Raw genomic sequence first — 14,061 nt, 5'->3', positions numbered from 1 at the left:
AAAGCGAATAGAAAACAGACATTGCCTAATATTTGACCACAAACCCCACCTGTTGGCTCGCCCGTTGCCCTGCCTTTCGTCACCGAATAGACGGGAGGCATGAGCAAGAGCGAGACAGAATCCCCGTCACAGGGCAGCATTGGTCAGATTGCGGCGGTAATTGTCGCCGCTGGGCGCGGCAGCCGCGCGGGCGGGTCGGTTCCAAAGCAATTTCAGCGCCTTGCCGGGAAGGCGATCCTGATCCACACGGTAGAGCGCTTCCGCGCTCATCCGCGCGTGGCGCAGGTCGTGGTGGTGCTGAATCCGGCCGATGACATGCTGGCCGATGCGATCCTGCCCGAAGATGTGGCACGCGCCCCCGGCGGCGCCAGCCGTGACATCTCGGTCGAGAACGGGTTGGCCGCGCTCGGCCCGGAGGTGACCCATGTGCTGATCCATGACGGCGCCCGGCCGCTGGTGCCGCAATCTGTGATCGACGGGGTTCTCGCGGCGTTGGAGACCCATCCCGGCGCGGCTCCTGCCCTCGCGGTCACCGACGCGCTCTGGCGCGGCGCCGGTGGGCTGGTCGAGGCCCCGACCCCGCGCGACGGGCTCTTTCGCGCCCAGACCCCGCAGGGCTTCGATCTCGCCGCGATCCGCGCCGCGCATGACAATCATCCGGGCGGGGCGGCTGATGACGTGGAGGTCGCGCTCGCAGCAGGGCTGGACGTGGCGATCACCGAAGGTCACGAGAATAATATCAAGGTGACCCTGCCCGGCGACTTTGCCCGGGCAGAGGCGATCCTCTCGAAAGGACAGGATATGGATGTGAGGCTTGGCAATGGTTATGACGTGCACCGGTTCGGGACCGGCGACCATGTCGTGCTCTGTGGCGTGACGGTGCCGCATCCGCGTGGGCTGCAGGGGCATTCGGATGCGGATGTCGGCATGCACGCGATCACGGATGCGATCTATGGCGCGCTCGCCGAGGGCGATATCGGCCAGCATTTCCCGCCCTCGGATCCGCAATGGAAAGGTGCTGCAAGCGAGATCTTTCTGCGCCACGCGGTCGATCTGGCTGCGTCGCGCGGCTACCGGATCGCCAATATCGACTGCACGCTGGTCTGTGAACAGCCCAAGATCGGCCCGCATGCGCAAGCGATGCGGGCGGCGCTGTCCGCGATCATGGGGCTGGAGATCGGCCGGATCTCGGTCAAGGCGACCACGTCGGAGCGGCTCGGCTTCACTGGCCGCGAGGAAGGCATCGCCTCAATCGCCACAGCCACGCTGGTCTCGGCATGAGCGCGGCCCGGTTCGTCGCGACCTTCTTCGGTGCAGGTCTGCTGAAACCCGCTCCTGGCACCTGGGGCTCGCTCGCCGCCATCCCGTTCGGCTATTCTCTGCATGTGAAGGGAGGCTTCCCGGCGCTGTTCGTGGCGACGCTGGTGGTATTTTTCGTCGGTTGGTGGGCCACGAAGGTCGCCACGTCCGGGGCCGACAATCCCGACCCTTCCGAGATCGTCATCGACGAGGTTGTGGGCATGTGGATCGCCCTCTGGCCCCTCTCCTTCGGCCTCTGGCACGCGGGGCTCTCGCCGACGCTCTTTCCCTATCCGGGCTGGGTCGGCGGTTTCCTCCTGTTCCGCCTCTTCGACATCTGGAAACCCTGGCCGGTCTCGCGCGCCGATGAAATGCACACGCCTCTGGGCGTGATGCTGGACGATGTGATCGCCGGTGTCATGGCGGCTGTCGTGGTCGCGATCGCGGCCATCATCTCCCACACATACCTGATGTGACTGGCATGACGAGAATCGACGAGATCGTCCGGCAACTAATTGATATCGCAAGAAAGGACGAAGTTTTTCTCGCCACGGCCGAAAGCTGCACCGGCGGTCTGATCGCCGGGGCGATCACGGAGATTCCCGGCTCTTCGGACGTGTTCGACCGAGGCTTCATCACCTATTCCAACGCCGCCAAGCAGGAGATGCTCGGCATCCGCCCGGAGACGCTCGACATCCATGGCGCGGTCTCCGAGGAGATCGCGCGGGAGATGGCCGACGGCGCGCTCGCCCGATCCGGCGCGACGCTGGCCGTCTCGGTGACCGGTGTCGCAGGCCCGGGCGGCAGCGAGCACAAGCCCGAGGGGCGGGTCTGTTTCGGGATCGCGCGATCAGGTGGAGAAACGGGCACGGAAACGATCGAGTTCGGCGCGCTCGGGAGGGCGAATGTACGACAGGCGACGGTGGCGCATGCGCTGTCATTGCTGATCGCAGGGCTGAAGGCGCAGGAGCGCTAGACGGGTACGCTCCGGCCTCAGGCCTTTCCGCGCGCCGTGACTTCACGCGCTAGTGCTGCGAACCTTTCCAGCGAGACCCGCTCCGCCCGTTCGGTCGGGGCGATGCCGGCGGCTTCAAGCAGCGCTTCGACATCGCCGCCAAGCCCCTTCAGCGCCGAGCGCAGCATCTTGCGGCGCTGGTTGAAAGCCATCGCCACGACGCGGCTCAGAACCTCGGGATCGGCCGGGTAGATCGGCTCGGGGCGCGGTTTCAGGTGAACCACGGCGGAATGGACCTTGGGCGGTGGCGTGAAGGCTTCCGGCGGCAGGCGCAGCGCGATCCGCGCCTCGCAACGCCACTGCGCCAGTACGGCGAGCCGCCCATACGCCTTATCGCCCGGCTGCGCCACGATCCGTTCGGCCACTTCCTGCTGGAACATCAGCGTCAACGAAGACCAGTAAGGCGGCCAGCTCTCCGGGGTCAGCCAGCGCACCAGCAGCTCGGTGCCGACATTGTAGGGCAGGTTCGCCACGACATGGATCGGCGGCTCCAGATGCGCCAGCGGGTCCAGTTTCAGGGCGTCGGCCCGGATCACCTCCAGCCGTCCCGGCCAGATCTCCGCGATCTCGGCCAGCGCCGGCAGGCAGCGCGAATCCTTCTCGATCGCCAACACCTTGCCGGCCCCTTCGGCCAGCAACCCGCGCGTCAGCCCACCGGGACCCGGCCCGACCTCGAGCACGGAGGCGTTGGACAGATCGCCCGGAATCCGCGCGATCCGCGACGTCAGGTTCAGGTCGAGCAGGAAATTCTGGCCAAGCGACTTCTTCGCCGCCAGCTCATGCGTCGCGATCACCTCCCGGAGGGGTGGAAGACTGTCGATGGAACTCACGTCAGATCCTTCCCTGTTTTCGTGGCGCGGTCACACCGCGGCCCGGCGTGCCGCCATCCGTCCGGCCATCCGCAGCGCTTCGAGCGTCGAGCGGATATCGGCCTGGCCCGTCCCGGCAATGTCGAAGGCCGTGCCGTGATCGGGCGAGGTGCGGATGAAGGGCAGACCCAGCGTCACGTTTACGCCGCGGGCGAAATCCAGCGTCTTGATCGGGATCAGCGCCTGGTCGTGATAGGCGCAGATCGCGGCGTCATAGCGCGCCCGCGCCTCGGGGTGAAACATCGTGTCGGCCGGAAGCGGCCCGGAGAGCCGGAGCCCCTCGCCGCGCAGCTGCTCCAGAAGCGGCGCAATCCAGTCCAGCTCCTCATGGCCCATCGCCCCGCCTTCGCCGGCATGCGGGTTCAGCCCCGCCACGGCGAGGCGCGGCGCGGCGATCCCGAAATCGCGGCGCAGGCCGGCCTCGGTGATCCGGATCGTCTCTTCCAGCAGCGCCGGCGTCAGCGCGCCCGGCACCTCCGACAACGCGATATGGATCGTCGCGGGAACAACCCGCAACGCTTCGCAGGCGAGCATCATGACCACGCGATCCACCTCGCCGAGAGCGGCGAGAAACTCGGTGTGGCCGGGATAGACGAAGCCGGCACCGTCTTGCAGGACCTTCTTGCTGATCGGGGCCGTAACGACGGCGCCTGCCTCGCCCGAGCGGGCATAGGTCACGGCGCGGGCGATCACTTCGACCACCTCGGAGGCATTGCCCGGTGCGGGCTGCCCAGGGATGGCCGGACCGGGAAAGGCGTGCGAGATGACCGGGAGCGCATCGCGCGACACCGCGCGGGCCTCCGACGGGCTCGAAATCGCGCGCCAGGGCGTGTCCGGCGGCAAATGGGTCGGATCGCCGATCCAGGCGAAGGGTTCGGCCGCGCGTTCCTGCCGCCAGAGTCGGGCGGCGATCTCAGGCCCCACACCGGCTGGCTCACCGCAGGTCATCACCGGCGGTGCGCAGGAAATGGTAGCCTCGGCCATCAGGGGTACCGGATGATCGCGTCCGCCCGGAGTTGGGCGAGATAGCCGTCGCCATAGGCGGCAACGCGCTTGCTGAACAGACTGCGACGGATAGCGTCGCGATTCGGGGCCTCTTCGCCAAGCGCCGGGGCCCGGCTGCAGAGCATCAGGAAGAGCATGTTGTCGCCCCGCGTCAGCAGGGTCGAGACCTCGCCCTCGTCGAGCTTGGCCAGTTCCACCGCCACGCTTTGGGGGATTTCCTGAACTGGTCGCGTGTGCCGGGCCAGCCGCTCAGGGGCCTGCTTGAGATTGATGCCGTAGAGATCGTCACAGCTATCGACCTTCGCGAGAACCCTGCCGGCCTCCTTGCGCGCCGCTTCGCCCTGCCCACCGGGAATGAGATATTCCGCATAGTCGATAGATACGGTCTCGGCCTCCTTAAAACCGGTCTCGGACAGGCTCAGCAGCTGGAACAGCGCGATGACGGTACCGCCGGAGATCGGTTCGGAGACATCGCCCGGCGCCAGGGTCAGGATCTGGCTGCGCAGGGCGGGGGGAAGCTCGGATAGCGGGGTGGAACGCCCGGTGCGTCCGCCATTGTCCTTGGACGGGGCCACGGAGTAGCGACGGGCAGCGGCGGCGAAATCGGCCGTGCTGTTGATACTGCCACGCAACTCCTGGGCCAGCGCTTCGGAACTCTGCTGTTCGGCCCCGTTGCGTGCCGGGAGCATGATCTCGGCCAGTTGGACCACGGCGCCGCCAGACCGTCCGGTCAGCGCGAGGGCACGGTCGACCTCGGCATCGGTAACCTGCGCGCGCGGGGCGAAACGGGCCTGAACGACCTTGCGCCAGCCGAGCCCGGCCTTGACGAAGTCGCGCAGCGTCTCTTCGGAGACCCCCTGCGCGGCCAGCGCCGACAGGAACGTGTCGAGATCCATGTTGGTGCGGCCGGCAAACTCTGCCATGCCTTCGCGGATCTCCTCCGGAGCGAGGCTGATGCCGGTCGCCACGGTCGCGTCCTGCCGCAGCCGGTCGTCTATCAGCTGCTCCAGCGCGACATCGTCGAGATTGCCCGGCGCCCGAAAGAGCCGCAGAACCGTCTTGCGCTGCTCAAGCTCGTAGGCCGTGATGGCGCGGTCATTGACGAAGGCGATCGGGGCGAAGGGATTGCCGGATTGCGCGATCCCCTGCCCGCCCGCAACCAGAAGGATGCCCGCCAGCGCCCAGGCGGCCAACCGCGCCCCACTTGCCAGTACCATTCGGTTCATCGCCCTTGCCCTCTTGCCTTCTGTCGCGACGGTCCCGTCGCGTTCCCAAGCGTTCTAAGCTAGCCCGCGCGGCCCGACAAGCCGCTCTGAGTGCCTCGCGCCGTTGCGCTAGCCACGGCATCCCAGCCGCACAGGCCGCGAGCGCCCGCCTCCAGCGCCGCTGATCCCCGCCAGGTCAACCTGGAATGTGAAATCGGTGTCCGGTTCGTCCTGATCATACTCGGAATAGCTGCGCTCGATGCCGAAATCGAAACTCATGCATTCCGTCTGGTACTCGATCCCGAGCGTCGTCGAATGCGCGCGCTCATAGACCATGTCGTAGCGCCAATCCAGGGAAGTCGAGAGGCGCTCATTGACATCCCAATCGGCCTCGATCGTCCATTCACGCGTTCGGACGTTCCGGCTCTCGATCGTGCTCGGTTCCAGCCAGATATAGCTTGCCCCGATATCAAGCACCTCACCATACCAATCGACGCGCAGCTCGTTGCGGCTGAAATCGAAATCATCGTCGAACATCGCCCGGTTGCCGATGCTGATCCGGTTGGGCAGGTCGAATTGCACTTCCGCCAGCCAATCCGACTCGGAGCCCTCCAGGATCTCGTAGCCATCGAACTGCCCGAGATCCTCGGCGCGCAGGATCCGCCCGATCGTGCTGCGCATCGACCAGCCGTTCGGGTCGTAGCGCGTCCAGCTCAGGCCGAGATTGGCCCGCAGCCCCGCCTCGAATTCGTCATAGGCCGGGTAACGCGACAGCGAATAGAGATTGCCGGAATCCAGTTCGAGCTGGGTGCTCTCGTCGGTCGGCGTGTCGGTATCGCTTTCCGGGCTGTAGACGAGCTGGACCACGGGTTCTATCACATGGCTGGCCTTGCGGGCCTGTTTCACCCAGGGCCAACGTATCTCGGCCACGCCATAGGGAATGACCTGTGTCGTGGCGCTCTCGTAGTTGCTGTCATCGGTGACCTGAGTGTGATCGACCAGCGCCACCGTCTCCGCAGCCAGCAGCATGCCCCATGGACCGACCCAGTCGCGCCGCCAGTCGACCTGACCGGTCAGCCGCGCAACGTCCCGCCCCGTCACGTCCTCCTCGGACCGGCGCTGGTGGCCATGCAGGTCCAGCGCATAGGTCAGAATGCCACCGATCATGTCTGGCTGAACCCGTTGCTGCCAGGTGATGTCGGTCACACGAAAGGGTTGGGTCAGGTTGCTCTCTTCGGAGCGCAGGGATTCGTAAAAGATGACCTGCGCATGGAAGAGCCGGTCGCGTTTCGTGCGCTGCACGGTGATGGCGCTGTCCAGCCGGTCCTTGCCGGAATAGTCGTAATCGTCGAGATAATCGTCATCCGTGGTGGTCTCGATGTCGAAGGTGAGCCTGAAATCCCGCGGCAATGAGAACCGGCCTTCGCCGAAGAGATAACCGCGCGGCTCCGTCTGGATGGAATCGCTGGAGACCGCGCCGTTGAATTCGACATAGCCTTTCTGAAAGGCGCGCCGGTAGCGCAACTCCAGGGTCTGCGTGTGCTCGACGGCGATATAGGGGGTCAGCGTCAGGTCGTGATGATCGGACAGTGCAATAAAATAGGGGATCTTGAACCCATTGCCGAATTCCGAGCTGCTGATGAATTCCGGTGTCAGGAAACCGGTGGCGCGTTCCAGCGAGGGATCGGGCATGCGCAGTTGCGGGAAATACATCACCGGGACGCCCATGACTTCGAACCGTGCATGGTCGAAATAGATCTGCTTTTCGAGGTTGTCATGGACAACCTTCTGGGCGCGGATCTGCCAGACCGGGGTTGGACGAGCGGCGCAGACCTCGCAGGAGGATGCAACGGTGTTGTAGAGCTGGGTATACCGGCCGCCGACGCGATTGCCCTCGACCGCGCTGATCTGGAGCTGCTGGTCGAGCACGATCCGGGCCGATGACATCAAGCCTTCCCGGAGATCTGTTGTCAGCGCGGCGCTTTCGGCGAGGATAACGGAATTGTCGCCCTGTTGCAGGGTGATCGGCCCGTCGACATCGAGCGTTTCGGACTCCGGATCATAGGTTATCCGCGCAGCCGTCAGGTGATACTCGCCCTGCATCGCCTCGACATTCCCGGAGGCCACAAGCTTGCCATCGGCCGTGATCTCGACCCGGTCGGCGATCAGGGTCGAGGGTGCGTCGCTCTCGTCCTGCGCAAAGGCCGTCGTCGTACCCAAGCAAAGCGCGGTCGTGAGCAAGAGCAGGCCGCGCCGGAGCGCGCCTTGTGTGACCGAAGCCAATCGGGAGGCAGGATGACTCCGCATCAGCCATCCTCCGTATGCAAGAGCAGCCCGAGCGACATCAGCATCGCGATGGCGGGCGGCGCCCAGGCGGCGAGTGCTACGGGAATGTCACCGTTCTGCCCGAGGATCTGCGCGAAATTGCGAATGAAAAAGGCGCCGAATCCCATCAGGAGCGACAGCAGCACCATCAGGCCGGTCTTGCCGAAACGCGTGTGGCGCATGGTGAAACCGGCGCCGATCAACACCATGGAGGCGACGAAGAATGGCAGGGCAAGCTCCATCTGGAACCAGACACGATGCGCGCGGGCCGAGAAGCCCGCATTGTCGAGATCTTCGATGAATGCGGGAAGATCCCAGATCGGCACAGAAGACGGCGAGCCGAAACTGTCGCGAATCTGCTCCGTGGTCAGCGTGGAGGGAAGCACGAGCGTCTCGTGATAGATCGCTTCGGCCTCGGGATTGTCGACCTCGAGCGGCCAGATCTTGACCCCTCTGAGAGACCAGGCGCCGTTGCCCAGCGTGGCCTCCTGTGCCTCGGCACGGCGCAGCACGCCGCCTTGGCCGGGACTGTCGGCGTTGAAGGTCAGGAAGGTGACGTCATAAAGCTCGGTGCCGTCGAGATTGGCGCGACCGGCGCGGATGACGGTTTGCCCTTCGGCATCGCCCTGCCGGAGCCAAAGCCCTTCGCGGCTGACCGAGAAGGTGTTGCCGCCCTTGCCAAGAAACTCCGCCGCGCGTTTTTCATAGACATGCTTGCTCGCAGCGACGAAGGGGTTCATCACCGTCACGCCCAGCACGCCAACGAAGAAGGCCGCCATGACCGGCGCGATGATCGCCCGCAGAGCCGAGCGCCCTGCCGCCCGAGTCACCACCAGTTCCGAGGTCCGCGCCAGCGACAGGAAGAGCGCCAATGTCGACAGCATGACGACCAATGGCAGGATCAGGTAAAGCGTCTCCGGCACCGAGAGCGACGCCAGCAACAACGCGCCGGTGAAGGAGAGCACGTCGGCATCGAAGCGGCGCATCTGCTCGACCATGTCGATCAGGATCATGAAAATGGCGAAGGTTACGAAAAGGCCGGCCGTCATCCAGAGGAACTTGCGGGCGAAGTAGAGCTGGAGCTTCATGCGACCACCTCCGGACGCTTCACGCGCTTGAAGAAACTGGGACGGCTGGAGATCCAGAGCAGCGCGCCGGTCACCAATATGCCAAGCACGCTGGGCAGGTAGATCAGCGGCCAGAGCGAGTCGTCGCGGCGGGAAATATCGGCGACCCCATTCTCGATGGCCTGCAACACGATGATCAGCGCAACCGCGAGGGCGATCTGCGGCCAGATCCCGAACCGCGAGAACCCGCCCAGCATCAGGGCGGCAACGCCCATCAGCGAGATGACCAGCGGGTTGAAGGGCTGGGCAATTCGCAGGTGGCCCTCGTAGCGGAATTCGGCCACGTCGGCCCGCGTGGCCTCCATTGCGGCCTCGTCGGGGAAAAAGAGCGTGTAGGTACTGTATTCGCGCACATCCCGACGTCCGCGCCCGTTCGACGCCATCAGCGCGCCGATATCGTAGGTGAACGTGTCGAAGGTGGTCACGGCGAGGCGGCTGGTTTCGGCCTCGTAAGTCTGGGCCGATCCCTCGACCATCACGAGCTTCGGTCCGGCTGCATCGGAGACGAGATAGGCGCGCGCGGCCAGGTAGTCGGTACGCGATTTGTCGGTGCGGGCATCGGAGAGATAGACATCATGCATCTCCCCGTCGCGATCGATGGAACGGATATAAAAGGTGATACCGCTGGCCGGGTGCAGAAACCGCCCCTCGGTCAGCATCCGTGCGGCGATATCGCTCTCCATCTCGGCAGCGCGTTCGGCCAGCTCGGTGCGGCTGACCGGGACCAGGACATGCACCAGCAACCCCATCAACAAAGAGGCGATCAGTCCGAAGACCGCCACCGGCCGCGCCATCCGCCAGGGCGACATGCCGACGGCTTGCGGGATGACGAGTTCGCTCTCGGTGGTCAGCCGGTTGGTGACGTAAACAGCGGCAACGAAGGCCGAGATCGGCAGCACCATGCGCACGACATTGGGCAGGGTAAACAGCGTCAGCGTGAAGAAGGCACCCGCAGATTGACCATCCGACAGGATCTGGTCGAACAGGATCACCGCCCTGTTGACCCAGTAGACGGAAACCAGCACGAGCGAGAAGAAGCCGAACAAGACCATCAACTGGTAAACGTAATATCGGTCGAATCTCGTCACGCTCTTTTGGACCCCAAAACCGTTTCCCTTCGCTTAACGAATTCGGAGCGTCTGGGAAACCTGTCGCTTCGGGAAGCTGCCAGATTCGGGGGAATGCTGCCGGTTTGTCGCGCTTTGGCTGGAAATCCGGGCACGGCAAATGTTGCTGTATCGAGATGCATTGAAGGACGCCGATAGACGGGACGCCATCCGATCGAGCTTTGGTTCCCAACGCCCATACCCCGCCCGACATGCTCCGGAGCGCAGGTGTCGCGTTCGGAACGGGTCATTGCTACCGCCCGGACTGATTGCGGCCAGGTGGGCGCACGACTTCAGACGGACGGCGTGGATCGACCTCGACCGGGAGGACCCGAGCACATTACTGCCCGTTCGACCACGCGGGCGATATGCCCTCTTCGCATTCCGCCAGCAGGAGCCAGATTCCGTCTGCGTCCCGGTTTTCCTCGAGCCGCACAACCGCGTCGCCGCAGATCTCCTGCGCAGCTGCATCACAGGCCTCGATCGTCCTGCAAACCGCCTCGAACCGTGCGTCGCCGATATATGTGTACCGCAGCAGATGCGGGACCACGTGGACAGTATCTTCCCCCAGCAGTTCCGCCCGGGAGGCCTGTCCGCGCCACGTCCCGATCACCGTCACGAGAACCGTCAGCGCGAGGACCGCGAAAACCACACCGAGAACGACACGCCGAATGACACGCCATAGACGCTGCAGCCGGGCCAGTTTCACTTCCGAGATCACGCGTTCAGACCTTCTGCATGCGGGCCAGTGGCCGGCTGGTTGATGTCAGGCAGCAGGCCGATGCGCGTATTGGCGCTGCAGGATGAGACGGACCATTGATGCGCAGGTCACGGTTCTTGCAGGCTGTGCAGTCGACGACTGGAGCCTCGCGTCTATGACGCAAAACAGACCCGAGTAAAAGGCCCCCGCGTCGCAACCTCCGGTGGCCGGACGCCTGTCGCGTGGGCACGGGATCATCCGCGCCATTTCCGCATCTCAAGGCGGCTCGCACCCTGCCCTATTTGGCGTAGATGGCCCGGATTTCGTCCTTGTACTCGTCGATCACCCGTTCACGGCGCAGCTTGAGCGTCGGCGTGATCAGGCGGCGCTCGACGGTCCACTCGTCCAATGTCGCATGATAGGCCTTCATCTGTTGCCAGGAGGGGATGTCTCCGGAGGCCTTGCGGATCCGCTCGAGAATGTAGCGTTCCGCCTCCGGGGCGTTGGGCGCGTTCTCGTCCAGCCCCAGTTCCTTGGCCATCTCGGTCCAGTAATCGCGGTTGAGCACCACCAGCGCCGAGAGAAAGGACCGCCCGTCGCCCACCACGCAAACCTGTTCGACCAGCGGGTCGCTTTCGATGCCAAGCTCGATCGGCCGCGGGTTCACGTTCTCACCATTGGACATCACGAGGATATGCTTGAGCCGCCCCGAGATCCGGATGCGCCCATTGACGATCTCCGCCATGTCGCCCGTGCGCAGCCACCCGTCCTCATCGAAGGATTCCGCCGTGGCATCCTCGCGCTGCCAATAGCCCAGCATCCGCGCAGGTGTCTTGATCAGCAATTCGTTGCGATCCCCGATCTTCACTTCGCAGCCCGGAAGCGCATGGCCGACCGTGCCCGGCACGCAATCCTCCTGCAGCGACGCCGTGGCGACCGGCCCTGCCTCCGAGAGCCCGTAGCCTTCGACCAGCGGAATCCCGAGCCCGAGCAGCGCCTGCCCGATCTCCTCGGGCAGGTTGGCCCCGCCGGAAACCGCAACGCGCATGCGTCCGCCAAAAGCCGCCTTCACCTTCTTCGCGACCAACCGGTCGAGGATCGGCCAGAGCAGCTTTTCTCCGAAGCTCGGCCCCGGACCATGCCCGGCCCGCGCGGCGTGGCGGGCATAGCCGATCCGCCCCGTCATGTCGAAGAGCCGTTCCTTGAACTTGCTCGCCGAGGCATTGCGGCGCGCCGAGGTATAGATCGTCTCGTAGAAGCGCGGCACGCCCATGATCACCGTCGGGCGCACCGTGGTCATGTCCTGGCGCAGCCGCAGCAGCGATTGCGGATAGGCATTGCAGGCCCCCGACATCACCGCCAGCACATAGCCCAGCGTGCGTTCGAAAGCATGGGCCATGGGCAGGATGGAGAGGAAGATATCGCCTTCCAGCGGCGAGACCACTGAGGCCGTGGCCTCGGCATTGTTGAGAATGGCGCGATGCGAGAGCATGACGCCCTTGGGCGTGCCCGTCGTGCCGGAGGTGTAGATCAGCGTCGCCGGCGACGTGTCGGTATCGGCCGGCTCGGGCAGCGCGTCGACCTCCTTGGGCAGGACCGCCTCGATATGGTGGACGACCTCCTCTGCGCCAGCGACGAAATCGGCCGTAACCTCCTGCAGCCAGACCTGCTCGATGAACGCGTGATCCGAGAGCGATTTCTCAAGGTCGCGCCAGCGTCGGTCGGTATCGACGAAGAGGATGCGCGGCCGGGAATCGGCCAGCATGAAGGCGCCGTTGGAGATCGCGTCATTGGTATAGAGCGGCACAGCCGTCAGCCCACAGCGCGCCGCGGCCATGTCAAAGCAGACCCAGTCGACACAGTTCTGCAGAAGGATGGCGACACGATCGCCCGGCTGCATGCCAGCGGCGAGGAACGCGGCGGCAAAGCGATCGGTGCGTTCAAGCACCTGCGGCCAGGTGAATTTGCGCCATTTCCCCGTCTTGCGGTCATATTGACGATAGGCTGTCAGCTTGGGCGTGATCCGCGTGCGTTCTTGCAGGAGTTGGTAGAGCGTATTCACCGTTTCCGCGGGGATATTGTTCTTGCGCATATGTCCTCCTGCCTGCACGCCGCCGGCCCGGGGCCAGCCCGGGGAGCGCGGCACCCCGGCCACCACCTTACGCGCGGTCAATCGGCAAAGGCAATGTCCGCGCCTGATAGACGCAAGGGGAAGACGGGGCAACGGTCAGTTTCGCCTTACCTTGCCTGCAGGCTAAAAAAACCTCCGATCTGATTGACCTTAGCGGCAAGCTCACTCGAAGAGCTGGGCTTGCCCGGGCTTCGTCGACTCCGACGGTCTCGGCGGTTCCAGCCCGAGATGGGTCCAGGCTTTCTGCGCCAGCATCCGTCCGCGCGGGGTGCGCTGAAGCAGGCCCTGCTGGAGCAGGTAGGGCTCGATCACCTCTTCCAGCGCGTCGCGACTCTCGGAGAGCGCCGCGGACATGGTCTCCACACCGACGGGACCGCCAGCAAAGTTCTCGGCGATCATGCGCAGGTAGCGCCGGTCCGCCCCGTCAAGGCCAAGATGGTCGACCTCCAATCGCGTCAGCGCGCTGTCAGCCAGCGTCTGCGTCAGGGTTCCGTCGCCCTCGACCAGCGCGAAATCGACCACCCGGCGCAGCAGCCGGCCAGCGATGCGCGGTGTGCCGCGCGCGCGCGCCGCGATCTCACGCGCGCCCTTGGGCTCGGCAGGGATGCCAAGCAGGCGGGCATTGCGGGTCACGATCTCGTGCAGCTCATCCACGGTGTAGAATTGCAGACGCGTCGGGATGCCGAACCGGTCGCGCAGAGGTGTCGTCAAAAGGCCGAGCCGCGTGGTGGCGCCGATCAGCGTGAACGGCTGCAACTCGATCCGGACGGTGCGGGCGGCTGGCCCCTCGCCGATCACGAGGTCGAGCTCGAAATCCTCCATCGCCGGATAGAGCACCTCCTCGACCACCGGGTTGAGGCGGTGGATTTCGTCGATGAAGAGCACGTCCCGGGCTTCGAGATTGGTCAGGATGGCAGCCAGATCGCCAGGCCGGGCGAGGACCGGCCCGGAGGTCATTCGGAAATTCACGCCAAGTTCGCGCGAGATGATATTGGCCAGCGTTGTCTTGCCGAGCCCGGGCGGGCCGTGAAAGAGCGTGTGGTCCATCGCCTCGCCGCGCCGGCGGGCGCTCTCGACGAAGACGCGCAGATTGGCGCGCGCCTCGGCCTGACCGATGAACTCGGAAAGCTGGGTCGGGCGCAGGGCGCGGTCTTCGCCTTGCTGCTCGCCCGGCTGTGGGTCGGGACGCAGGAGCGGGTCTGGGTCGGTCATCTATGCGGCTCCGCTGCGCGTGTGGGGCGACGGGAAGGGGCTGTTTGCGCGCCGCGCCTTTTCGGCG

General features: G+C 65.1%; 12 protein-coding genes. 3 read left to right on the top strand and 9 right to left on the bottom strand.

Annotation, left to right across the window (positions count from 1 at the left end):
* Nucleotides 1–99 precede the first annotated feature (99 nt).
* Genes R3X27_RS03245 through R3X27_RS03235 form a run of 3 tightly spaced genes read left to right on the top strand, consistent with a single transcriptional unit; the run spans nt 100 to nt 2,275 of the window.
* The gene (locus R3X27_RS03245; RefSeq protein WP_317707389.1) at nt 100–1,281 is read left to right on the top strand and encodes a bifunctional 2-C-methyl-D-erythritol 4-phosphate cytidylyltransferase/2-C-methyl-D-erythritol 2,4-cyclodiphosphate synthase; all 1,182 of its coding nucleotides are present in this window, start codon (nt 100–102) and stop codon (nt 1,279–1,281) included.
* Complete coding sequence (locus tag R3X27_RS03240; RefSeq protein WP_317707388.1) at nt 1,278–1,775, top strand: phosphatidylglycerophosphatase A; 498 nt, start codon at nt 1,278–1,280, stop codon at nt 1,773–1,775. The genes R3X27_RS03245 and R3X27_RS03240 overlap by 4 nt, the downstream gene beginning before the upstream one ends.
* A 5-nt stretch (nt 1,776–1,780) precedes the next feature.
* Nucleotides 1,781–2,275 carry a CinA family protein gene (locus R3X27_RS03235; RefSeq protein WP_317707387.1) on the top strand — a complete coding sequence of 165 codons (495 nt, stop codon included), beginning with the start codon at nt 1,781–1,783 and terminating at the stop codon, nt 2,273–2,275.
* A gap of 17 nt (nt 2,276–2,292) precedes the next feature.
* Here the strand turns inward: R3X27_RS03235 and rsmA are convergent, their stop codons facing one another.
* From rsmA to ruvB, 9 genes are all read right to left on the bottom strand, one after another.
* Entirely contained in the window at nt 2,293–3,144 is an 852-nt protein-coding gene (rsmA, locus tag R3X27_RS03230; RefSeq protein ID WP_317707386.1) for a 16S rRNA (adenine(1518)-N(6)/adenine(1519)-N(6))-dimethyltransferase RsmA, read from the bottom strand.
* Between the two features lie 30 nt (nt 3,145–3,174).
* Nucleotides 3,175–4,167: a 4-hydroxythreonine-4-phosphate dehydrogenase PdxA gene (gene pdxA / locus R3X27_RS03225; RefSeq protein WP_317707385.1), complete on the bottom strand. Its 993-nt coding sequence runs from the start codon at nt 4,165–4,167 to the stop codon at nt 3,175–3,177.
* Nucleotides 4,167–5,414 (bottom strand): peptidylprolyl isomerase, encoded by a 1,248-nt coding sequence (locus R3X27_RS03220; RefSeq protein ID WP_317707384.1) that lies wholly within the window; start codon nt 5,412–5,414, stop codon nt 4,167–4,169. The genes pdxA and R3X27_RS03220 overlap by 1 nt, the downstream gene beginning before the upstream one ends.
* A gap of 108 nt (nt 5,415–5,522) precedes the next feature.
* Nucleotides 5,523–7,700 carry an LPS-assembly protein LptD gene (locus R3X27_RS03215; RefSeq protein WP_317707383.1) on the bottom strand — a complete coding sequence of 726 codons (2,178 nt, stop codon included), beginning with the start codon at nt 7,698–7,700 and terminating at the stop codon, nt 5,523–5,525.
* Nucleotides 7,700–8,806, bottom strand: a complete 1,107-nt coding sequence (gene lptG / locus R3X27_RS03210) for an LPS export ABC transporter permease LptG (protein WP_317707382.1) — start codon at nt 8,804–8,806, stop codon at nt 7,700–7,702. The genes R3X27_RS03215 and lptG overlap by 1 nt, the downstream gene beginning before the upstream one ends.
* Nucleotides 8,803–9,933 carry an LPS export ABC transporter permease LptF gene (lptF, locus tag R3X27_RS03205; protein WP_317707381.1) on the bottom strand — a complete coding sequence of 377 codons (1,131 nt, stop codon included), beginning with the start codon at nt 9,931–9,933 and terminating at the stop codon, nt 8,803–8,805. The genes lptG and lptF overlap by 4 nt, the downstream gene beginning before the upstream one ends.
* Before the next feature lie 358 nt (nt 9,934–10,291).
* Nucleotides 10,292–10,672 carry a hypothetical protein gene (locus tag R3X27_RS03200; RefSeq protein ID WP_317707380.1) on the bottom strand — a complete coding sequence of 127 codons (381 nt, stop codon included), beginning with the start codon at nt 10,670–10,672 and terminating at the stop codon, nt 10,292–10,294.
* A gap of 277 nt (nt 10,673–10,949) precedes the next feature.
* Nucleotides 10,950–12,743 carry a long-chain fatty acid--CoA ligase gene (locus tag R3X27_RS03195; protein ID WP_317707379.1) on the bottom strand — a complete coding sequence of 598 codons (1,794 nt, stop codon included), beginning with the start codon at nt 12,741–12,743 and terminating at the stop codon, nt 10,950–10,952.
* 201 nt (nt 12,744–12,944) lie between these two features.
* Complete coding sequence (gene ruvB / locus R3X27_RS03190) at nt 12,945–13,994, bottom strand: Holliday junction branch migration DNA helicase RuvB (protein ID WP_317707378.1); 1,050 nt, start codon at nt 13,992–13,994, stop codon at nt 12,945–12,947.
* Between the last annotated feature and the right edge of the window lie 67 nt (nt 13,995–14,061).

It is taken from the genome of Tropicimonas sp. TH_r6, from assembly GCF_033101155.1.
Taxonomy (GTDB): domain Bacteria; phylum Pseudomonadota; class Alphaproteobacteria; order Rhodobacterales; family Rhodobacteraceae; genus Tropicimonas.
The sequence above is the reverse complement of the archived record's forward strand: the minus strand, read 5'-3'. Positions and strand labels throughout refer to the sequence as shown.

Bases quoted from the DNA above. Each gene is read 5' to 3' on its own strand.
- ruvB (WP_317707378.1), bottom strand. From the start codon at position 13,994: ATGACCGACCCAGACCCGCTCCTGCGTCCCGACCCACAGCCGGGCGAG.
- R3X27_RS03235 (WP_317707387.1), top strand. From the start codon at position 1,781: ATGACGAGAATCGACGAGATCGTCCGGCAACTAATTGATATCGCAAGA.
- R3X27_RS03220 (WP_317707384.1), bottom strand. From the start codon at position 5,414: ATGAACCGAATGGTACTGGCAAGTGGGGCGCGGTTGGCCGCCTGGGCG.
- R3X27_RS03215 (WP_317707383.1), bottom strand. From the start codon at position 7,700: ATGCGGAGTCATCCTGCCTCCCGATTGGCTTCGGTCACACAAGGCGCG.
- R3X27_RS03245 (WP_317707389.1), top strand. From the start codon at position 100: ATGAGCAAGAGCGAGACAGAATCCCCGTCACAGGGCAGCATTGGTCAG.
- R3X27_RS03240 (WP_317707388.1), top strand. From the start codon at position 1,278: ATGAGCGCGGCCCGGTTCGTCGCGACCTTCTTCGGTGCAGGTCTGCTG.
- pdxA (WP_317707385.1), bottom strand. From the start codon at position 4,167: ATGGCCGAGGCTACCATTTCCTGCGCACCGCCGGTGATGACCTGCGGT.
- lptG (WP_317707382.1), bottom strand. From the start codon at position 8,806: ATGAAGCTCCAGCTCTACTTCGCCCGCAAGTTCCTCTGGATGACGGCC.
- R3X27_RS03195 (WP_317707379.1), bottom strand. From the start codon at position 12,743: ATGCGCAAGAACAATATCCCCGCGGAAACGGTGAATACGCTCTACCAA.